The sequence below is a fragment of the Acinetobacter sp. ANC 4558 genome (assembly GCF_002135375.1).
Lineage (GTDB): Bacteria > Pseudomonadota > Gammaproteobacteria > Pseudomonadales > Moraxellaceae > Acinetobacter.
The window spans coordinates 475,604-497,770 of the sequence record NZ_NEGH01000001.1; the positions used below are offsets into that span (position 1 = coordinate 475,604).

Below are 22,167 nucleotides of genomic sequence, written 5' to 3' on the forward strand. Positions count from 1 at the left end.
AACGTTTTAATTGATATGAACATCTGAAAAATTGATAAGTAGATCATAAATTGTAAATATAATTAGGTTAAATTAGTTGTTTTTAGGCAAAGTGGCTGAATGCGACTTAATACATCGTCATAAGTACGGTAGCGTATAAATATGAGGGAAAGTGAGTTAATAATTATGCACACTTTGTTGTTAATTTGTACTAAATGAAAACAGTATGCATAGATAGATCAAAATTAGATTCATGTTTGTGGTGAAATAATCATGAAATATTAATTTCAAGTCTTTACCCCATTCGATTTTTTTACGACAATACACATTCGTTTTGAATTTCTATTCATCCGCTTCATACTTTCAACAAATTTATTGGACTTAGATTTATGACAACCCCGCTTAATGAACGTCGTATTGCAAATGCAATTCGTGTGTTGGCAATGGATGCTGTGCAAAAAGCAAACTCAGGTCATCCAGGTGCACCAATGGGGATGGCAGACATCGCTGAAGTTGTTTGGCGCGAATTTTTAAATCACAACCCAAAAAATCCACAATGGGCGAACCGAGATCGTTTTGTTTTGTCAAATGGTCATGGTTCTATGTTGCAATATGCTTTATTGCATTTGACCGGTTATGATTTATCAATTGAAGATTTAAAATCTTTCCGTCAATTGCATTCAAAAACACCTGGTCATCCAGAATTAGGTTATGCACCAGGAATTGAAACAACAACTGGTCCATTAGGTCAAGGTATTGCAAATGCTGTGGGTTTTGCATTGGCTGAAAAAACATTGGCAGCTCAATTCAATAAAGATGACTTTAAAGTTGTTGACCACTTTACATACTGTTTCTTAGGTGACGGTTGTTTAATGGAAGGTATTTCTCACGAAGTGTGTTCGTTGGCTGGAACTTTAGGCTTAGGTAAGCTTGTTGTTTATTATGATGATAATGGAATTTCAATCGATGGTGAGGTAGAAGGTTGGTTCTCTGAGGATATAGAGCAACGTTTCCATGCTTATGGTTGGCATGTGCTAAAAGTCGATGGACATGATGCTGATGCGATTCGTAAGGCAACGATTGTAGCGCAAGCAGAAACTACAAAACCAACAATTATTATTTGTAAGACTGTCATCGGTTTAGGTTCTCCAAATAAACAAGGTAAAGAAGATAGTCATGGTGCACCTTTAGGTCATGATGAAATTTCATTGACACGTAAGGCATTAGGTTGGGCGGAAGAAGCATTCGATATTCCAAATGATGTCTATGCGGCATGGGATGCAAAAGTCAAAGGTGCGCAAAGTGAAGCAGCTTGGGATGAAGTGTTTGCAAAATATGCTGAAAAATACCCGACTGAAGCAGTTGAACTTAATCGTCGTATATCTGGCGATTTGCCTGAAGAATTCATCGCTCAAGCAGATGCTTATATTGCTGAAGTGAATTTAAAAGCTGAAACAATTGCAACACGTAAAGCCAGCCAACAAGCAATTCAGGCATTTGCACCATTATTACCTGAAATTCTAGGTGGCTCTGCTGACTTAGCGAGTTCTAACCTCACTTTATGGAAGGGTGCACAAGGTATACAAAATGATCCAGCTGGAAATTATGTATACTATGGTGTCCGTGAGTTTGGCATGACTGCAATTGCGAATGGGGTTGCTTTACATGGCGGTTTCATTCCATATGTTGCAACTTTCCTTATGTTTATGGAATATGCACGTAATGCAGTTCGTATGTCTGCACTGATGAAACAACGTGTCATTCATGTATATACACATGATTCTATTGGTTTGGGAGAAGATGGTCCTACACATCAACCCGTAGAGCAGATTGCATCTTTACGCGGCACACCGAATCTAAACACATGGCGTCCGTGTGACACGGTTGAAGCGACAATTTCGTGGAAGTCCGCACTTAAACGCGCTGATGGTCCAAGTGCATTAATTTTCTCTCGTCAAAATCTACCATTCCAAATTCGTACGCAAGCACAAATTGAAAATGTTGAAAAAGGTGGCTACATTCTTGCACCAGAAGTGGGTGAGCTTAAAGCGATTATTATTGCAACGGGTTCAGAAGTTTCATTGGCGATAGAAGCATATGCACAGCTTGAAGGTGTACGTGTTGTTTCAATGCCATGTGCTGAAGAGTTTATGAAGCAAGATATTTCATATCGTGAAACAGTATTACCTGCTGCAATTCGTGCACGTGTTGCAGTAGAAGCTGCACATGTAGACTATTGGTGGAAGTTTGTTGGATTAGATGGTCGTGTAATTGGCATGACAACCTATGGTGAATCAGCACCAGCGAAAGATTTATTTCAACATTTTGGAATTACCACTGAGGCAGTTGTTGCCGCGGTTAAAGAAGTAATCGCTTAATGATTTAAATGATAAAAAACGCTCCTTAAATGAGGGGCGTTTTTGTTTTATATCACGGTTATGCAGTATGAAATTTAGTTTGAATAAAATAAATAAGATGGAATTTAAAGCGAGAAGAAATATTTATTTAGAATGCTTTGTTTTAAGTTATAGTAAATGCGTATATAGTGTGCCAATTTATACAATATTCATTTAAATCGTAAAAAATTAAGATGAATTGAGGTTGTTATGAGTTTATATGATCAAATTAATGATGAAGTTATTTTAATGGATTCAGGTGAGCAAAAGTGGATTGGTCAAGATTTGCCATTAAATAGTATGGTTGCTGTGGAGCTTATGCTTCAAGAGTTGCAAGACGTAAAAATGATTAAGATTAGACGTAAAAATCATGAAAAGAATACGGGCTTAAAATTAATCGATCGAATTTTAATTGAGAAACTCTAAATTTTAGAGTTTCTCCTTTTAGCTTAAAAGTAATGTGAATAATTACGACTTTTTAGTGTATTACTGTTTAAATCTAAATTTCCTTCACTTTCAATATATAAAATATCAATTAATCGCTCTAAATTCTGAGGCGTTAAATGATTAAGATCAAAAATATCTAAATTTAGATCACTGAGTAATGACTTGACAGGGCTTAAGTGTTCAACATATTTCATGGTCCAGTTATTAAATTTAATATTTTGAATCGGATTGATTTTTAAAAGTGTAAGGTCATGATGACGACTATCTTTTGAAATGTTTTTATATAAGTTTCTAACGGCTTCATCATTGCCTTCTAAACATTGAAAAAAATAGCCATCTGCATAGTATAAAACCCCATAAATATCATTTTTTTCATTAAATCTACGTGCAGTAACTAAAATGTCTCGAATATCTTCAATAAGAGTGAATTCTGTTGGAGAATATCGACTACTGTAGCAGAGCTGAATTAGCATAATGATCCCTGATTAATTTTTTCCCGTTGAATTGTTATCTAGTAAAATTAATGAATCAAGTTGTTTGTGCACCATGTGATGAAGTCTGATTTATGTAGAAAATTAGGCACGGAATTAAGATCTAAGCTCATTATTCCACCATGGTATTTGATCTGTAAAAAATTTTCATCACAAATATTAATTTCAGAACCTCGATCATTGTGATAAACGGAAATAAATGTTCGAATTCGATCAAAATTGGTCTTTGATAAGATTTCTGGATATTCTGCAATGAAATTATATATCTGTTCGAGTTCGATTAATTTGATAGCGTTCATTATTTCACCTCGTTTTTTATGTCATTGTTTTAATGAAAATTATACTTTTTATTTTTAAAAAAAAGAGGAAGTTTCTTACACTTGTATATTAAATAATCTATATCAATATAAGTAATTGATTTAAATTTAAAAATAAAAAAATAAAAAATTGAACTAAATTAATAAAGTTTTTTTTTATTAATAAAAACAATATATTATATTTTTTTCAATAGATTTGATCGAGTTGTCTTTTTTTTTAAAATTATTAGCTTTTACGATATAATTGTGTAGAAATGTAATATTGTCTACAAAATGTAATATGTTTAATTTTAACATTAAAAGTATTATATTAGATTTTAAGTAAGTTTTAAGGTGCATTTAAGTTATGTTGAGTATAGTTGAAAAGTTATTACCTAAAAAAAAATTAAATCATGAACAAAATTTTTTAGACGAAAATAATATTCAATATGACAAGGTACGTGGTTATATTGTTGATGGAATTGTGTTGAATGAATTATCTGATCGTCTTCAGTATTTATCAAATAGAAAAATGTATAAATTTGATAATTTAAAGGACTTATATTTTAATGCAATGATTATTAATGAAAAAATTGATTTAGATATTGCAAATCAAAGATTTGTGCAGAATTTAGGGAATACCGAAGAAAATTTAAAAGAATTTAAAGAGATCGTAAAAAAATTAAATAATTATTACCGTCAATTTTTAAGAGATAAACCTTAAATTTACATGAATTTTATAATAATATATGGTTAAAAAATTACACGTGCTTTAATACGCATCATGATACTATTCAGGAATGTAATTTAGACTTTAAAGCTCAATCAATGTTTCGACAAGAAATTTCCGAATTAAACTTAAACCAGTTAAAAGCAGGTGAAAAACGCTGGATTGGGAACTTACAAGGTTCAGCGGCTGCATTACTTTTTAAAGAAATTAGTCAAAAAACTAAAAAGTTATTGGTGATAATCGCACATAATAATCAGCATCTGAGTCAATTAGAAAGTGAATTCGAGTTTTATGGCTTAACACCAGTTATTTTTCCTGATTGGGAAATTTTACCTTATGATCGTTTATCGCCTCATCAAGATATCGTCTCAGAACGATTGGCAATTTTATCGAATATGCCTCAGCAAGGTATTTTGTTAATTTCATCGACCACGCTCACTCAACGCGTTGCACCAACATCTTGGGTTTTGGGAGAACATTTTGATATTCAAGTTGGGCAAAAATTTTCGTTAGAACAACAAAAGTTAAATTTGATTCAAGCTGGTTATCATTTAGTCGATACCGTATATGATCATGGTGAGTTTGCTGTTAGAGGAAGCATTATAGATATTTATGCTTCAGGACAGGAATCACCAATACGAATAGATTTATTTGATGATGAAGTTGAAACGTTAAAATTTTTTGATCCAGAAACGCAGCGTACTACAGAAACTTTAGAATATTTTAAAATTTTACCTGCAAAAGAGTTTCCTTTAAAGCAAGGTCGGGCAACCTTTCGTGAACGTTATGCTGACATGTTTCCAACAGCAAACCCTAAAAAGAATCCAATATATCAGGATGTTTTAGACGGTATTGCTTCTTCAGGGGTAGAACATTACTTTCCTTTGTTTTTTAAAGAAGATGTCATGGAGACACAAAGTTCACTATTATCGTATTTACCATGTCATTCTATTGTAATTACAGATGGACAAATAGAAGATGAACTTGATCGGTATTGGAAAGAAATATCAATTAGATATGAAGAACGTCGACATAATATTGATCAGCCATTATTAGCACCTGAACATCTATTTTTACAAAAAAAATTAATTCTTGAACAGCTCAATCAATTTAGACGGATTATTTCGTCTGCTGAACCATATCACAATAAAGCTGGTGTATTAAATACAGATACAGATGTGCCACCACGGTTAGCTGTTGATCAAAAACTAGAGCATCCATTTACAGCAGTTAAAAAGTATATTGATAATACAAATTACCCAGTATTATTAGTTGCAGAGAGTGCTGGGCGACGTGAAGCGCTACGAGATGCACTTAGAGAGTCTTTAGGGGATATTCCGATTGTTGAAAGTTTTATGCATTTTCAACAATCACTGCAATGTATTGCAATTACAAATGCACCTTTGGATCGAGGGCTAGTACTTCGAAATAAAATGAGTGTGATTTCAGAAAATCAGCTGTATGAGCACCGTGTTGTACAGCGTCGAAGAAAACGACAGCAAGAAGTCTCAGAAGAGTTTTTAATTCGAAGCCTGACAGAACTTAGTCTGGGCGCACCAGTTGTACATATTGATTATGGTGTTGGGCGATATGCGGGTTTAGTTACGCTGAGTATTGACGATCAAGATCATGAGTTTTTGCAACTTGATTATGCAGATGATGCAAAAGTTTATGTACCAGTGACCAATTTGCATTTGATTAGTCGATATAGTGGGGGTGATCCTGATTTAGCCCCGCTACATAAGCTTGGAACCGATGCTTGGAGTAAAGCAAAGCGTAAAGCATTAGAACAAATTCATGATGTTGCTGCTGAGTTATTGCATATTCAAGCACGTCGTCAATCTAAGCCTGGTTTTGGATTTGAATTAGATGAAAAACTTTATATGCAATTTTCATCTGGTTTTGCTTATGAAGAAACATTAGATCAAGCAAATGCGATTGAAGCAACACTCGATGATATGCGGCAAGCAAAACCGATGGATCGCTTGGTGTGTGGTGATGTTGGATTTGGTAAGACAGAAGTTGCTATGCGGGCAGCCTTTGTTGCTGTCCAAAATAATAAACAAGTTGCTGTTCTTGTACCTACAACTTTATTGGCACAACAACATTATGAATCATTTAAAGATCGTTTTGCTGATTGGCCAGTAAGAATTGAAGTTTTATCTCGATTTGGTTCATCAAAAGCGCATTTGAAAACCATTCAAGATTTAGCTGAGGGTAAAGTTGATATTGTGATTGGTACACATAAGATTCTGCAAGAAAGTATACAGTTTAAGAATCTTGGATTAATGATCGTAGATGAAGAACATCGTTTTGGTGTTCGGGATAAAGAACGTATTAAAGCAATGCGTGCAGATGTTGATATGTTAACGCTCACAGCGACACCAATTCCAAGAACATTAAATATGGCGTTTAGCGGTATGCGAGATTTATCAATTATTGCAACTCCTCCAGCGAGACGGCTGGCTGTAAAAACATTTGTACAAGAAAGCACGAATGATTCTATAAAAGAAGCTATTTTGCGTGAATTGTTGCGAGGTGGTCAGGTCTATTTTTTACATAATGAAGTAGATACTATCGAACGTACAGCCGAATCATTACGTGAATTGGTTCCTGAAGCACGTGTTGCAGTCGCACATGGACAAATGCGTGAACGTGAACTAGAGCAAGTTATGCAGCAGTTCTATCATAAAGAATATAATGTTTTAGTGTGTTCAACGATTGTTGAAACAGGAATTGATGTTCCGAATGCAAATACGATCATTATTGAGCGTGCTGATAAATTAGGGCTAGCTCAATTGCATCAATTACGCGGACGAGTTGGACGTTCACATCATCAGGCCTATGCCTATTTATTAGTTCCATCAATTAAGGGATTAAAAGGTGATGCAGAAAAGCGTTTAGATGCTATTGCACGTGCTTCAACGTTGGGAGCTGGCTTTATGTTAGCAACTGAAGATTTGGAAATTCGGGGGGCAGGTGATTTACTCGGTGAACAGCAAAGTGGTTCAATGCAAGCAATTGGCTATAGCTTGTATATGGAAATGCTTGAAAGGGCAACAAAGGCAATTCAAAATGGAAAAACCCCCAATTTTGATACCCCTTTATCATTAACAGCTGAAATTAATTTACATATGCCCGCATTGATCCCTGATGATTATTTGGGGGATGTGCATCAAAGATTACTATTTTATAAACGAATTAGTAATTCAGATACTCAAGAGAAACTTGATCATATTCGTATGGAGTTAATCGATCGTTTTGGAATACCACCTGAGGCTGTTAAACAGTTGTTTTCAGTTCATCAAATTCGATTAAAGGCGGAGCAGCTTGGGATTACAAAAGTTGATATGAATACCAATGGCGGCTATATTGAGTTTTCACCAGATACACCTGTACAAGCGATCACGATTATTCAGATGATGCAAAAACATCCGACCTATTTTAGAATGGAGGGAGGACAGCGTTTAAAAGTGATGATAGTGTTGGAGGATTATCAAAAAAGAATTCAATTTATTCATGATGTTTTAAATCAGTTACTTAAAGAGTTACACCTTTAGAGATTTAATTTTGTTAGAAACTCGGTTAATATTTACGGAATAATTATGAATATATTCTTAGATTTTTAAAATGAATTATTATAGATAGGAATATGATCGAGTTCATAACAAAAGGTTATTTATTTGTACTAAAACACGTTATATAGAATATTCACACCCTTTGGGATGTGATAGTATTAACCATCATTCTAATTTTTACATCATTGATAAAGATATGTTTAGTTTGCATCCACAACTTGCTCAAGACACTTTTTATGTCGGCGACTTTCCATTGTCAACATGTCGTTTAATGAATGATATGCAGTTTCCTTGGCTCATTCTTATTCCGCGTGTTGCAGGAATTACCGAATTATATGAATTAAGTCAGGCAGATCAAGAACAATTTTTAAGAGAGTCTAGTTGGTTATCTAGCCAACTTGCGCGTGTGTTTCGCGCAGATAAGATGAATGTTGCTGCATTAGGAAATATGGTGCCACAATTGCACTTTCATCATGTCGTTCGTTATCAGAATGATATTGCGTGGCCAAAACCTGTTTGGGGAACACCGGCAGTACCTTATAGTAATGAGGTATTAGCACATATGCGTCAGACTTTAATGTTGGCTTTACGTGGTCAAGGCGATATGCCATTTGACTGGAGAATGGATTGATATTATAAAGCCATGATCTTCATGGCTTTTTAAGCCGTTATAGAGGTGAAAATGGTCTCTTTTGGTAATTGGATAGATCGAGAGCCAAGTCGGTTTGAGTATCTGCACCGAATTATTGCCTATTTAAGCTTAGGGCTTATTCTTGTTGTATATCATTTCACTTCTAATGGAACGAATTATCAGGCTTATGTTCCATTTTTTTTGATCGGATTGTTATTAGTTACGCCAAAAATTTGTCGTTGGATTGAGTTTAAATATAATAAGAACTTTAAAACCTATAGCCTTTTTATTATTGATATTGCAGTTATTTCCGTGTATTTATCGGCTGTGCATTTAAATTTGGTTCTTACATTATTAATACTTTTTGCCATATTATATGTATTAATTCATATAGAAATTCCATTTTCGGTTGCCTCATTGGCAGGATTGTTTGGCGTTACTTTATTTTATTTATGTAATATTTTTATTTTTGGTTTTGGTCATTATTTTGAAATGCCGACGACAGAACTCACTATTCTGGCTTTTCTATGTATGATTTGTTATTTGGGTATGGGAAGCTTGTATCAAGCTCGTCGGGTTCAAGTTGCATTAAGTCAGCAAGAGTATTATTACTCGCAGATGCACCGTTATATGGAGTTTTCGAACCAATTAAGTCGTTATGCGCCTTTGCAATTATGGCAATCAATTATGAAAGGTGAGTCTGAGGCGAAAATTGAATATAAACGTAAAAAAATCACGGTCTTTTTTTCAGATATCCAAGGCTTTACAGAATTATCAGAAACGTTGATTCCTGATGATTTAGCATTTCTTTTGAATGATTATTTAAGTCATATGACCGAAATAGCAAAGCAATATGAAGCGACTGTAGATAAATTTATGGGCGATGCTATTTTAATCTTTTTTGGTGACCCAAATACGCAAGGGGTTGATCAGGATGCTAAAACTTGTGTGGATATGGCCCTAGCAATGCGTCAGCAAATGAAGCTATTAAGAGAGCGTTGGTTAAAAATGGGATATCCAGCATTGCATATTCGTATGGGTGTGAGTACAGGCTATTGTCACGTGGGAAATTACGGTACAGCACATCGTATGGCATATACTATTGTTGGTCATGATGTGAATTTGGCAGCACGTTTACAAAGTGCTGCTGAAGTTGATGAAATTTTAATTTCAGAAGATACCTACAAATTTGTAAAAGATAGCTATATGTGCGCACCTAGAGAGCCAATTTATTTGAAAGGTATTCAGGCTCCAGTAAAAACCTGGCAGGTTATGGAAAAGTATAAAGCTGAAAGAATGGATTATCAGCGTTGGTTTGACTATGAATATAAAGGTTTTAATTTATTATTAAATTTAGATGAAGTTCAAAACTTTGAGTATGCTGAATTGGTGAAAATTTTAGAAAAAATGATTGAACGAATTAAAATGCAACAAACTTTGACGAATGCTCAAGGAGTTGTAAAATTACGTTTAGAAGATGAAGTGATTTTAAGTGTTGATGAAAAACAGGTTTAGTAAAATAATTTTTATGAATGATTTAGTTTTAGTTTGTTCATTTCTAAAAAAACCACGCATACGCGTGGTTTTTTATCAAATATAAATCAATGATTTTCAGAAGCATGATTGATGGTATATTTAGGAATTTCGACTTCTAAATCTTCATCTACAATTTTAACTTGGCAAGAAAGTCGAGAGTCTGGTTCTAGTCCCCAAGCGCGGTCAAGAAGATCTGCTTCGACATCATTCATTTCAGTTAGACTATCAAATCCTCTACGAACAATGACATGACAAGTGGTACATGCACAAGACATATCACAAGCATGTTCAATTTTAATGCCATTTTTAAGCATGCTTTCGCAAAGGTTGGCATTTTGTTCAACTTCAAACTCAGCACCTTCAGGGCAGATTTGCGCATGTGGGAGAATTTTGATACGTGGCATAGCTTTACCTATAAATTAGTTTGAATTTGACCAATCTTCAAGTTTTGTACCTTTTAGCGCAGCATCGATATGTTGATTCATACGAAGTGCAGCAAAAGCATCACTATAAATTTTTAACTGTTCTACAGCATGCTCAATTATGTCAATTTGATCGAATTCTAATTGTGCAATTAATGCTGTTTTTGCTGTAGTAAGCTTATCAAGCTGAACTTGGCTTAGCAGATGGCTATCTGCTTTTAAAGCTTGTTCTAGTGCTTCGAGCTCACGCTTTGCTTCAATTTTCGTTTCATGTAAATGACGTAAATGTTTATCTTCTTCAGCAAATTTGAAACCATCTAATAATAAACGTTCGGTATCTGCATCAGATAAGCCGTAAGAAGGTTTAATGTCAATTTGTGCTTGTACACCCGATGTTGTTTCTTTGGCAGAGACGCTGAGTAAGCCATCTGCATCAACTTGAAAAGTGACTTCAATTCGTGCTTGTCCTGCTGTCATTGGTGGAATGCCTCTAAGAACGAAGCGTCCCAAACTACGGCAATGCTCAACTAAATCACGCTCACCTTGCACAACATGGATCAGCATAGCTGTTTGTCCGTCTTGATAAGTCGTAAACTCTTGGCGACGGGCTACAGGAATTGCAGTATTGCGAGAGATCAGTCGCTCGACTAATCCTCCCATTGTTTCTAAACCAAGAGAGAGTGGGGTGACATCAAGGAGTAAAGCAGCATCTGAGGTATTACCGATCAGTTGATTGGCTGTAATTGCAGCACCAATAGCGACAACTTCATCTGGATTAATCGTACAAAGTGGTTCCTGATTAAATACATTGCGTACTGCATTTTGGACAGCATATGAACGGGTAGATCCTCCGACAAGCACAATGTTTTGAATGTCAGAAATTTCTAATTTTGCGTCACGTAAAACTCGATGACACACTTGAATTGTCTTATCTATCGCTACTTTAATAATTTCATCAAACGTTGAACGATCAAGTGTGATTGAATGTTCTAAAACTTGTAATTGGGTTGATTGGTGCTCGGTGAGTGCTTCTTTTGCTTTGCGGGCTGCCATTAAAACATGTGAATATTCAATATCATCTAAGAGTTCTATGTTGCGCTGTTTTTTTGCCCATTTAACAATAAGTCGGTCTAAATCATCACCACCTAAAGCAGTGTGTCCACCTGTTGCAAGTACTTCAAAAACACCTTGAGAGAAACGTAAGACCGATACATCAAAGGTACCACCACCTAAATCATAAATGACATAATTTTGATCGGTTGCTAAATTGGTTGCTTGATCTAAGCCGTAAGCAACTGCTGCTGCGGTAGGTTCATTGAGTAAACGAAGTACATTTAGACCAGCAAGTTGTGCGGCATCTCTTGTCGCTTGACGTTGAGCTTCATCAAAATAGGCAGGTACAGTAATGACAGCACCATTAATCGGGTTTTTTAGACTGTCTTCAGCTCGAATTTTAAGTTGTTTTAGAATTTCAGCAGAAATTTCAACAGGTGTTTTACGACCTTGTGCTGTTTCAAATGCTGGCATTTGGTTGTCATCACCCATCAGGCGATAAGGGTGTTGAAATTTGATATCCGACTTTGAGCGACCCATAAAACGTTTTACAGAAGCGATTGTATTTTGTGGATCAGTGGTTATAAGTGATTTCGCATGCTCACCGTGAATAACTTCATTTTTACTATAGTGAACAATGGATGGAAGTAACACACGACCTTTTTCGTCATTCAATACTTTAGGTTGACCAGATAAAATCGTTGCAACCAATGAATGGGTAGTACCTAAGTCAATACCGATTGCAATACGATGCTCATGTGGTGCACTTGATTGACCAGGTTCTGCAATTTGCAAGAGCGCCATTGTGTTACATCCTTTGAAACTAAATTATTAAAACAAAAAATTAAAAATCATCATCTAAGTCAAAGCTATCATCATCAAGTAAGCGATCATTTGATTTGTCGATGTCAGCCATTACTTTAACAAAAAAACGTAATTTACGTACAGTATCACGTGATTCTGACCAGTCTTCAGCATCGTAATCTATTTTAAATTCACGAGAAAGACTATCAATCCATTGCTGAACTTCAACTTTAAGTGATGCAAGTTCATCTACATTACGTGCGTCATCAAGTTGTTCGCGAATTTCTAAAGCATGCTGTAGAAATTCAAAATCGCTAATTGATTGATCTAAGTGATAATCTTGTTTCTTGAGTTTAAGTAAATATCCAGCACGACTATCAATATTTGATAACGCTTTAAAAGCATGATTAATTTCACTAGACTTAATTAAAGCTTCATCTTTATTCGATGCTTTGTCTGGGTGATAGAGTTGTTGCAGTTTTAAGAATTCAGATTTGAGTACAGCTAAATCAATATCAAGAGAAACTGGAAGATTAAATAACTCAAAATGATTCATGGGAGATTGATCCGCAATAATTTGCAAAGTTATGCGATAAATATAATTAAAACAGTGAAAAATCCACTGTTTTAATTGAGAGAGCGCGAAATTCTAGAGGTTATATGGTAAAAGATTCACCACAACCACATTCACCTTTTTTATTCGGGTTATTGAACTCAAAGCCCTCATTTAAGCCATTTTTTACATAGTCCATTTCAAGACCATCTAAATAAACTAAACTTTTAGGGTCGATGAAAACTTTTACGCCAAATTGTTCGAAAACTTCATCGTGTGAATCTGTATCATCTACAAATTCCAAAACATATGCGAGACCTGAACAGCCTGAAGTTTTCACACCCACGCGAATACCTTCACCCTTACCACGACTCTTCAGGTAATTGCCGATATGAGTTGCAGCATTTTCTGTTAAATGGATCATGAAAACTCCCAAGAATCAGTAGTGAACTTTAGTGGTTAAACATTCGCTTTTTTGCTGCGATAATCTTGTACAGCAGCTTTAATTGCATCTTCTGCAAGTACTGAACAATGCACTTTTACTGGTGGTAAGGCCAGCTCATTTGCAATATCAATGTTCTTGATTGCTTGAGCTTCATCTAAAGTTTTACCCTTTAGCCACTCTGTAACCAATGAGCTCGATGCAATTGCAGAACCACAACCATAAGTTTTAAAGCGTGCTTCTTCAATAATTCCAGAATCACTCACTTGAATTTGTAAACGCATAACGTCACCACACGCAGGTGCACCGACCATACCTGTACCAACATTTTCTGCATTTTTATCTAAAACACCAACGTTACGTGGGTTTTCATAATGATCAATTACTTTTTCGCTATAAGCCATGTTGCTTCTCCAAACCTCAGGGTCAGCCTATATATAAAATATGGGGATGAAATTGAATTTTACAAAGAGATAATCAATATTTGATTATCTCTTTTCCAAGTGATGCCTTTAGTGTTCAGCCCACTCGACGCTTGCAAGGTCAATACCTTCTTTATACATGTCCCAAAGCGGAGAAAGTTCACGTAATTTCTCAACAGCAGCTTTAGTAATGTCTAATACGTGATCAATATCTGACTCAGTCGTATATTGACCAAAACTGAAACGAATTGAGCTATGTGCTAGCTCATCAGATAAGCCTAATGCACGAAGTACATATGAAGGCTCTAGAGTTGCAGATGTACATGCAGAACCTGAAGATACAGCAACGTCTTTAAGTGCCATCATTAAAGATTCGCCTTCAACAAAGTTGAAGCTTACATTTAGATAGTTTGCAACATTATAAGTTGGATGACCATTTAAGAAGATTTGTTCTAAATCTTGTAAACCATTCCATAATCTGTCACGAAGAACTCGAATGCGCGCTTGTTCTGCAGCTAAATTTTTACCTGCGAGTTCAAATGCTTCACCCATACCCACAATTTGATGTGTTGCTAAAGTACCTGAACGCATGCCACGTTCATGACCACCGCCATGCATTTGTGCTTTTAGACGAACACGTGGTGAACGACGTACAAATAGTGCACCAATACCTTTAGGACCGTAAATTTTATGTGCTGAGAAGCTCATAAGATCGACTTTCATCGTTGATAAATCAATTTCAACTTTTCCTGCTGCTTGTGCTGCATCAACATGGAAGAAAATCTTATTCGCACGAGTAATTTCGCCAATTGCTGCAACATCTGTAACAGTCCCAATTTCATTGTTGACCATCATTAGTGAAACAAGAATAGTATCTGGACGGATTGCTGCTTGTACCATTTCAGGTGTAATTAAACCAGTGCGAGCCTCAGGTTCAATATAAGTAATTTCGAAACCTTCAGATTCTAACTCACGACAACTGTCTAATATTGCTTTATGTTCAATTTTACTGGTAATGATATGCTTGCCTTTAGACGCATAAAATTGAGCTACACCTTTAAGCGCTAGGTTGTCAGACTCAGTTGCACCAGATGTCCACACAATTTCACGTGGATCAGCTTTAATAAGATTTGCAACTTGTTCACGTGCATATTCAACTTTTTCTTCTGCTTGCCAACCGTAAGCATGAGAACGAGAAGCCGCATTGCCAAAAGTGCCATCAAATGTTAAACATTCCATCATGCGTTCAGCAACTTGAGGGTCTACAGGGGTGGTTGCTGCATAATCAAGATAAATTGGGCGTTTCATTTCAAATACCTGTAACCGATAATAAGTCTGAATCTAGATGAGCTGAATTTTGGCGAATGGCAACTGTCTGAACGTTGTCTCGTGCTAAAAGATCAGCGAGCGTGATTTTCTGTAAATAATCAGCAATATGGTCAGAAAGTTCTTGCCATAAATCGTGTGTCAAACACATTGCGCCATTTTGACAATTACCTTTATGGTCGCAGCGTGTCGCATTCACAGTTTCATTTACAGCTTCAATGATTTCTAATACTGTGATCTCATTTGCTGCTTTTGCGAGATGGTAACCACCATTAGCACCACGGATACTGGAAACGAGACCATGACGTTTTAGTTTTGCAAATAACTGTTCAAGGTATGCAACAGAAATCGTTTGACGTGTTGCAATTTCGGCAAGAGTGATCGTTTGTTCAGTTGGCTGCAAAGCTAAATCAAGTAGAGCAGTCACTGCGTAACGACCGCGAGTGGTTAAGCGCATGATTCGATACACATGAATTAGACTAGATAAACCAATTCTATGAATCCTGACTAAATTAGTCAAGTTTTTATTTAAGCAGAATATAAGATAATTTTAAGCGCGAAAAAGTGGATTTTTATTATGTACAAAGATTATACACTAAAAGTAAGCTTAAAAGTATGATTACTGCGATATAAGTATAATTCAAGCTTTTTTGGTTTCTTCGCATACGTCGAATACGATTTTTATACTGTTTAATTTCAATTTCTAAAGTGTTAATTTTAGAACGTTGTTGATTTATTTTATCTAATAAAGGTGTGATTCGTTTTTGCGATGAAATTAAACTTTCATTATCAACGGATGTTTTTAACCATTGTTTCCAGTCTGAAAAAATATGAGCGATGCTAAAAGATAAGATCAGATCTCTGAATTCATCTTTTAAAATGCTGTCACCACTGATACGCATTGCGCGAATACTTCGACGATTCGAAAAAAATAAGATTTGAATTAAATCCATTAGAGTTGTTCGGACTTCTAAATCCACAGGATCATTTGGTGGATTAACATCAAACAATATACCATGAGTATCAAATTGAAGATAAATATCAAAATATGGAATATAGCTATTAATTTTAATGCTTACTTTATTGTCGATGAATTTTTTAGCTTGGAGTGCTATCACGCGATCATGTTTTACAATAAAAGAGAAAATTGTTTCAATAACAATTAAAATAGTCGTTAGCAACAAGTTTGGTACTTTTGTTTTTTGTTGCGAATCGCTCATAAATAATCCTTGAAACTAAAAAAACATCCAAATTTTAATTGATTTGGTCTAAAGCATATAAAGAAGCTTTGTAGAACAGTTCTGCAAAAGGTGCAAGTACTAGTTTTGTTATTATAGGTCTAATTTTAAGATTTTTAATCATAATGTGTTTAAAATAAAGACTAAATACCTAAAAATTAGACAAAATATGTTTGTGAGTCTAGTTTAAATAAAAATCATGTGAAAAATATATGTATTCAAATAAAGAAAAGTAGGGAGTGTAATGTTGTGGAATATGGTAATTCTAAGTTGGATTTTAAAAAATATACCAAGCAGATTTGGTTGGCAGGTTTAGGTGCTTTTTCAAAAGCTGAAGAAGAAGGAAGTAAATTGTTTGAAACACTCGTACAGACTGGATCTGAATTAGAGGCGAAATCGAAGGAAATTAGTAACTATGATACGAATGAAATTTCAAAAAAAACAAAAAGCTCTGTCATTGAAACAAAAGATAAAATAGAAAAATTAGTTGAATATGGTATTTATCAATCATTAAGTAAAATGGGATTAGTGACAGTTAAAGATCTTCAAAAGTTAGAAAAAATGATCTTAGAATTGCATCAGAAAATTGATATAATTCTGGAAGAAAATAATGAAATTAAAAATAATATTCAGCAAAAATAATTTTTTTTAAACTGGTTCACGCTTTCAAGGTGTTTTTTTTCTACTTATTTTGTACAAATCAGCGAGCTAAGTATTGCTTTTGACCTTAAAGCATTGTTATAAAGGCACTACGGTAATTCAAACTAAATCTTTGGACCTTGCTTAAATAAACGAATTAAGAGGACGAAATCTTCATGAATAAATCAGAATTAATTGATGCTATTGCAGAAAAAGGGGGATTGTCTAAGACTGATGCTGGAAAAGCCTTAGATGCTACGATTGCTTCAATTTCAGAAGCTTTAAAAACGGGTGATACAGTTACACTAGTGGGTTTTGGTACTTTTAGTGTGAAAGAACGTGCGGCTCGCACAGGTCGTAATCCACAAACTGGTGCAACTTTACAAATCGAAGCAAGTAAAGTTCCTAGCTTTAAAGCGGGTAAAGGCTTAAAAGATGCAGTAGCATAAATTTTAAGTACCTAAAACGCGCCTTGAGGCGCGTTTTTTTATGAAACATATAAATAAATGTTTGTAAGCATTCATTCACTCATGATTTTCGGGTAAAATCTCGCTAAAATAAAATTTGGAATACTTATGGAATCTTTTCGTAAAGCTATTAAAGGTTGGTTCGGCAAAGTATTGCTGGTCTTATTTTTAATTCCTTTCGCATTTGTTGGTATTGAAGGACTTTTTAGTAGTAAGCAAAGTGAAGACACTGTTGAGACGGTTAATGGTCAGCCTATTTCTAAAAAAGAATTAGAACAAGTGAGTAATTCGTTCAAGCAACAATACCTACAATATACAAATGGCGATGAGACGCTTTTAAATCAGACTTTTATTCAAGAACAAGCTTTAGAGTCCATCGTTAAACAGGCATTGTTGCAAGATCAGGCAAAAAAATTAGGAATTTCTTTAAGTAATAAACAAATTGAATTAATGATTCAGCAGCAACCAAGTTTTCAGGAAAATGGTAAATTTTCACCTGAATTATTTGAGCAATATTTAAAAAGCCAAGGGTTTCCAAATAGTGAGTCATTTATTGCAGGGATTCGTCAAGATCATGCTTTAAAAATGCTGACATCAACACTTACAAGTTTTCCATTGGTTAGCCAACAAGATGTTAAGCAAATTGTAGACTTACAAATTGAACAACGGACTTTGCATTTAGCAAGCATTAATTTAGATAAGTATAAGCAAGGTATTCAAGTTACAGCGAAAGACATTCAGAATTATTATAATAAACATTCAAAATCGCTGAAACAATTTGAAAATGTAGATGTGGATTTCATTGAGATTTCACCTGAAAATATTACAACGGCTAATCTTGAAACCACAGATGCTGAACTTCAGCAAGCGTATCAAAAATTTGTTGAAATAAGTAAAGCTACTGCCAAGCCTGTTATTAACCAGATTTTAATTACAACAGAAGGTCGTACCGAAGCTCAAGCGAAACAGCGTGCGGATGTTGCTTATGATGAGTTAAATAAAGGTGCAACATTTGCCAATGTAGCTGCAAAATATTCAGAAGATCCGAATAGCAAGAATAATGGTGGTACGTTATCTGCATATGAAAAAGGTGCTTTTGGTGAGGCCTTTGATACGACTGTTGAAAGCTTGAAAAGTGGTCAAACATCAGCACCTGTAAAAACCCAGTATGGTTATCAAATTATTCAAGTATTAACACCGACTGTTGATGTTCCATCTTTTGACAGTAAAAAAGATGAATTACTTGCACAAGTGAAAAAAGCAAAGACTGAAAATGCATTTTCTGATGCGGTAAATAGTTTAAATGAACTTGTCGTGAGTAATGATGCACTTGATGTTGTATCACAAGAAATTAAAGGTACTCAGGTTCAATCTGTTAAAAAACTTTCTTTAAGTACGCATCATCCAGTTTTAAGTCACCCTAATGTGAAAGTTAAACTATTTAATGAAGATGTTAAAAATGGTGATCGTAATGCTTCGAGTAGTATTCAATTAGAGAATGGTAATATTGTATGGGTAAAAGTCCGTGCATATCATCCAGCAGGCGTACAAACTCTAGCAGAAGCAACTCCGCGTATTAAAACCAAGATTATTGAAGAGAAGGCAATAGCTGCTGCTAAAGCAGAAATTGCGAAGACTTTGGCTGAGTTTAAAACAGAACCAGCTACAACAGTACTTGCTAAATCCAAACTTCATTTTGAAGGTGCAGGTGAGTTTACGCGTGATAAATTAATGCCACAAATTGAAAAAGTTGCATTTAGTTTGCCAACACCTAAACAAGGGATGTGGTCTGTATCAACTGCATCCTTACCGAATGAGTTAATTGTTGTTGCGGTATCTGCTGTGAATCATGAACTTGCTAAAGATTTAAAACCGGAAGATCTAGATGGTTTAAAACAGGCTTATATGCAATTACGTGGTCAACAAGAGCTAGATGCTTATACACAGTATTTAAAATCGAATGCTAAAATTGTGAAAAATAAATAATCCTCTCATTAAAAAAAGCCACCTTCGGGTGGCTTTTTTACATGCATCACTTATTCACTACGAACTTTAATTTCATAACCCGTGTATTTTCGAATATTGATGACACCAGTGTCTAAAATTAAATACTGACCCTTAATTCCTTGTAGCCTACCTCGAATTGTAGGGGTTTTGTCTAGATTATGAGATTTAATCTTTTCTGGATATTGCTCAACTGGATAAATAAACTCACGTGCTAGCTCGTGATCTAATAATTCAATATTTTCATTAAATTCTAAATGTTGACTATATTCATTACGAATATTCTGAATTTTAGGTGCAAATTCATCAATAAGCCGATCTTTAATTTCAACTAAATTGATTGGATCCGCTTCGCCTTTCAAAAGTTTTCGCCAATCTGTTTTATCTGCAACTTGAGTACCAAACATGATTTCAAGTTGTCCAGATAGTCGTCTAGAACCTACTTTCATGATGGGTAGTGCTTGAGTTGCGCCTTGATCTAACCAGCGCGTTGGCATTTGTCCTAGGCGGGTAATACCAATTTTTAAGGCGCTAGAATTGGCGAGATAAACAATATGCGGTTGAAAACAAACTTCATGTGCAAACTCATCTTCTCGGCATGTACCTAGGTGGTAATGACATGTTTCAGGTTTCATGATGCACATATCACAAGATGCTTTTGTTTTAAAACATTTAAAACAATGACCTTGAGAAAATGATTTATTGGTTTTATTTCCACATGAAATACAGAATATTTTTCCAGTCCATTCAATTTCAATTTCTTGTCCTAAACGAAATGGAAGTTCAAATTCTGATCGATCTAAAATAAATTTATATTCGACATTTGCTTTGTGAGTCTGATGTTCAGTTAAACTAATGTCTATGAGGCCTGCACGCATTTTGTGGCATATGCCTTGTAATTCCATAAGATACTCACTCAATATAAGGATGCGGCTATGGCTGAGTTAAATGTCATCACTTCTATGCTAGACGATTTATTCAAAGAACAGCCTATACATACCGCATTATGTATTGGTCAAAACTTGCAACAATACAATAATAGTCATTCGATTCAATGGCAGTATTTTAGCGTATCTGAGCTATTAAGTCTGCCTTTCACACAGCGATATGATTTGGCTTTTGTATGTTTTGATGTTTTAGAAGTGAAAATATGCTCATTAGCGGATAAAACACAAATTTTGGTTAAATTGAGAGATTTATTTGCAAAACGGATTGTTGTCATTGCTCAAAGACAAGATGAAAAATTATTAAGATCATTAGGATTTACTCAATTTATTGATCAAACCCTACATGCCAATGATTTTGCCTTGTGGCAATTTAATATTTTGACGTATAAAAACGTGCCAGATTGGTTGAATGCTAAATTTTGGGCAAATCCTAAGAATTGGAATAAATTTCGTTGGTAATCTAGGAAATAAGCGTGAGTCATTTTTTATAAGAATAAAAAAGCCACCATTTGGTGGCTTTTTAAAACATTGTCTAAAGTGGTGACTTAGAAATCGTAACGTAAACCTAAAGATAATGCTAATGGGCTTTGATCAAGTGCATTTACACCTTGATCTGATCCAGGAACATTACTACGCGCTTGATTCCATGGTGTTAAGTTTGCATTTTTATCATTGATCATGCTTGCTAAGTTAGCATAAACACGTACCGCTGGATCAAGTTTATGTTCTACACCAACTGCCAGTAGTGTTGAGTTCATTTTATCTGCATCGACATCACGATAGAATACTTGTCCTCTTACAGAGGTTTTTTCTGTAAGTTTGTATTCAGCGCCAATACCATACACGTTGGCATCTGCATTACGCATTTTGTCTTTCGCAGAGAGACCATTTAAGTTGTCTTTGTCTAAGCTGGTGTATTGATAAAAACCAGCTAGATTTAACTCAGGTGTAACTTTATAAGAACCTGCTAAACGGAAACCATCACGCTCGCCACGGCTTGCTTTTTCTTGGAAATATTCGTAAGCAGAAGAAACGCTTAACGGACCGTTTTTATAATTTACACCGAGGTCATAAGATTTCGATTTTTTATTTGGTGCTTTTGTTTCATCATCATAAATCATGGTTGAGTTATGAAGTGATAAAGCACCAACAACATTGAAACCTTGGTAAGTTGGAGATTGGTATTCAATGGTATTCGGATTACGTTCATCAAAACGGTGATTGTATGCACGCGTAATTGTACGTAAATCACCAACCATATCGCCAAAGTAGTTGATTGGACCACGAGCTGCCTTGAATGGGCTGTCGAAGCGACCTACTTTAACTTGACCAAAGTCACCTTTAAGACCAACGAATGTATCGCGAGTAGAAAAGTCGATAGATTCTTTATCTTCTGAACCGCTAGAGAAGTTAATTTGTGATTCAATTTGTGCAAATGCAGTCATGCCATTCGCTAATTTTTGATCTGCTTTAAAACCTAAACGTGATGAGTTAGAAGATAAAGCAACTTCTTTATAGTCCTTGCCATCATTTAAATAATCTAGTGAAACGTGTGCACGACCATAAACCTTCACATCCGCAGCAGATGCGAGTAAAGGTGTCATGAATGTTGCCCCAATTGCGACTGCACATAACGTTTTTTTCATTTCTTACTCCGTTGAAGACATTTATTTTTGTCTTTAAATTTACAGAAGTCATCGGTTTTGACTTCTAAACTTTGTTGGAGCACAGTATTTATGATGAATAAGTCATTCATATTAATGTTT

Annotated in this window: 22 protein-coding genes; 10 read left to right on the plus strand and 12 right to left on the minus strand. The window is 35.1% G+C overall.

Annotated elements, in window-relative coordinates:
• The first annotated feature begins 368 nt into the window (after positions 1–368).
• Positions 369–2,357, plus strand: coding sequence for a transketolase (gene tkt, locus B9T31_RS02270; protein WP_086180327.1), 1,989 nt, complete (start codon positions 369–371; stop codon positions 2,355–2,357).
• A 228-nt stretch (positions 2,358–2,585) separates the two neighbouring features.
• The gene (locus B9T31_RS02275) at positions 2,586–2,801 is read left to right on the plus strand and encodes a hypothetical protein (RefSeq protein ID WP_086180328.1); all 216 of its coding nucleotides are present in this window, start codon (positions 2,586–2,588) and stop codon (positions 2,799–2,801) included.
• 23 nt (positions 2,802–2,824) lie between these two features.
• Here B9T31_RS02275 and B9T31_RS02280 read toward each other — a convergent pair whose 3' ends face one another.
• Positions 2,825–3,295, minus strand: a complete 471-nt coding sequence (locus B9T31_RS02280; RefSeq protein WP_086180329.1) for a BLUF domain-containing protein — start codon at positions 3,293–3,295, stop codon at positions 2,825–2,827.
• A gap of 47 nt (positions 3,296–3,342) precedes the next feature.
• Positions 3,343–3,612 (minus strand): hypothetical protein, encoded by a 270-nt coding sequence (locus tag B9T31_RS02285; RefSeq protein WP_086180330.1) that lies wholly within the window; start codon positions 3,610–3,612, stop codon positions 3,343–3,345.
• Between the two features lie 364 nt (positions 3,613–3,976).
• Between B9T31_RS02285 and B9T31_RS02290 the strand changes: the two genes are divergently transcribed.
• The 4 genes from B9T31_RS02290 to B9T31_RS02305 all read left to right on the plus strand — a co-directional run bounded on the left by B9T31_RS02290 (position 3,977) and on the right by B9T31_RS02305 (position 10,063).
• Positions 3,977–4,333 carry a hypothetical protein gene (locus B9T31_RS02290; protein ID WP_086180331.1) on the plus strand — a complete coding sequence of 119 codons (357 nt, stop codon included), beginning with the start codon at positions 3,977–3,979 and terminating at the stop codon, positions 4,331–4,333.
• A 104-nt stretch (positions 4,334–4,437) separates the two neighbouring features.
• The gene (mfd, locus tag B9T31_RS02295; protein WP_086180332.1) at positions 4,438–7,899 is read left to right on the plus strand and encodes a transcription-repair coupling factor; all 3,462 of its coding nucleotides are present in this window, start codon (positions 4,438–4,440) and stop codon (positions 7,897–7,899) included.
• Positions 7,900–8,113: 214 nt separating this feature from the next.
• Positions 8,114–8,548, plus strand: coding sequence for an HIT domain-containing protein (locus tag B9T31_RS02300; protein WP_086180333.1), 435 nt, complete (start codon positions 8,114–8,116; stop codon positions 8,546–8,548).
• A 51-nt stretch (positions 8,549–8,599) separates the two neighbouring features.
• The gene (locus B9T31_RS02305; RefSeq protein WP_086180334.1) at positions 8,600–10,063 is read left to right on the plus strand and encodes an adenylate/guanylate cyclase domain-containing protein; all 1,464 of its coding nucleotides are present in this window, start codon (positions 8,600–8,602) and stop codon (positions 10,061–10,063) included.
• Positions 10,064–10,149: 86 nt separating this feature from the next.
• Here the strand turns inward: B9T31_RS02305 and fdx are convergent, their stop codons facing one another.
• From fdx to B9T31_RS02345, 8 genes are all read right to left on the minus strand, one after another.
• Positions 10,150–10,488 carry an ISC system 2Fe-2S type ferredoxin gene (fdx, locus tag B9T31_RS02310; RefSeq protein ID WP_086180335.1) on the minus strand — a complete coding sequence of 113 codons (339 nt, stop codon included), beginning with the start codon at positions 10,486–10,488 and terminating at the stop codon, positions 10,150–10,152.
• Between the two features lie 15 nt (positions 10,489–10,503).
• Positions 10,504–12,363 carry a Fe-S protein assembly chaperone HscA gene (gene hscA / locus B9T31_RS02315; RefSeq protein ID WP_086180336.1) on the minus strand — a complete coding sequence of 620 codons (1,860 nt, stop codon included), beginning with the start codon at positions 12,361–12,363 and terminating at the stop codon, positions 10,504–10,506.
• A 40-nt stretch (positions 12,364–12,403) separates the two neighbouring features.
• The gene (gene hscB, locus B9T31_RS02320; RefSeq protein WP_086180337.1) at positions 12,404–12,919 is read right to left on the minus strand and encodes a Fe-S protein assembly co-chaperone HscB; all 516 of its coding nucleotides are present in this window, start codon (positions 12,917–12,919) and stop codon (positions 12,404–12,406) included.
• Positions 12,920–13,019: 100 nt separating this feature from the next.
• A complete protein-coding gene (gene iscA, locus B9T31_RS02325) occupies positions 13,020–13,340 on the minus strand; it encodes an iron-sulfur cluster assembly protein IscA (RefSeq protein WP_086180338.1) in 321 nt (106 codons plus the stop codon).
• A gap of 35 nt (positions 13,341–13,375) precedes the next feature.
• A complete protein-coding gene (gene iscU, locus B9T31_RS02330) occupies positions 13,376–13,762 on the minus strand; it encodes a Fe-S cluster assembly scaffold IscU (RefSeq protein ID WP_086180339.1) in 387 nt (128 codons plus the stop codon).
• Positions 13,763–13,870: 108 nt separating this feature from the next.
• Positions 13,871–15,088 (minus strand): IscS subfamily cysteine desulfurase, encoded by a 1,218-nt coding sequence (locus B9T31_RS02335; RefSeq protein WP_086180340.1) that lies wholly within the window; start codon positions 15,086–15,088, stop codon positions 13,871–13,873.
• Between the two features lies 1 nt (position 15,089).
• Positions 15,090–15,563 carry an Rrf2 family transcriptional regulator gene (locus tag B9T31_RS02340; protein WP_086180341.1) on the minus strand — a complete coding sequence of 158 codons (474 nt, stop codon included), beginning with the start codon at positions 15,561–15,563 and terminating at the stop codon, positions 15,090–15,092.
• A gap of 118 nt (positions 15,564–15,681) precedes the next feature.
• Positions 15,682–16,326: a hypothetical protein gene (locus tag B9T31_RS02345; protein ID WP_086180342.1), complete on the minus strand. Its 645-nt coding sequence runs from the start codon at positions 16,324–16,326 to the stop codon at positions 15,682–15,684.
• A 267-nt stretch (positions 16,327–16,593) separates the two neighbouring features.
• Here B9T31_RS02345 and B9T31_RS02350 point away from each other — a divergent pair, with 267 nt between their 5' ends.
• The 3 genes from B9T31_RS02350 to B9T31_RS02360 all read left to right on the plus strand — a co-directional run bounded on the left by B9T31_RS02350 (position 16,594) and on the right by B9T31_RS02360 (position 19,436).
• Positions 16,594–16,986, plus strand: a complete 393-nt coding sequence (locus B9T31_RS02350) for a phasin family protein (protein WP_228145969.1) — start codon at positions 16,594–16,596, stop codon at positions 16,984–16,986.
• A 173-nt stretch (positions 16,987–17,159) separates the two neighbouring features.
• A complete protein-coding gene (locus B9T31_RS02355; protein WP_086180344.1) occupies positions 17,160–17,432 on the plus strand; it encodes an HU family DNA-binding protein in 273 nt (90 codons plus the stop codon).
• A 126-nt stretch (positions 17,433–17,558) separates the two neighbouring features.
• Entirely contained in the window at positions 17,559–19,436 is a 1,878-nt protein-coding gene (locus tag B9T31_RS02360; RefSeq protein WP_086180345.1) for a SurA N-terminal domain-containing protein, read from the plus strand.
• Between the two features lie 50 nt (positions 19,437–19,486).
• Here the strand turns inward: B9T31_RS02360 and B9T31_RS02365 are convergent, their stop codons facing one another.
• Entirely contained in the window at positions 19,487–20,359 is an 873-nt protein-coding gene (locus tag B9T31_RS02365) for a DUF2797 domain-containing protein (protein WP_086180346.1), read from the minus strand.
• A 30-nt stretch (positions 20,360–20,389) separates the two neighbouring features.
• On the opposite strand from B9T31_RS02365, the gene B9T31_RS02370 reads away from it, so the two are divergent.
• Positions 20,390–20,860, plus strand: coding sequence for a DUF6231 family protein (locus B9T31_RS02370; protein ID WP_086180347.1), 471 nt, complete (start codon positions 20,390–20,392; stop codon positions 20,858–20,860).
• 86 nt (positions 20,861–20,946) lie between these two features.
• Here B9T31_RS02370 and B9T31_RS02375 read toward each other — a convergent pair whose 3' ends face one another.
• Positions 20,947–22,047 (minus strand): porin, encoded by a 1,101-nt coding sequence (locus B9T31_RS02375; protein ID WP_086180348.1) that lies wholly within the window; start codon positions 22,045–22,047, stop codon positions 20,947–20,949.
• Between the last annotated feature and the right edge of the window lie 120 nt (positions 22,048–22,167).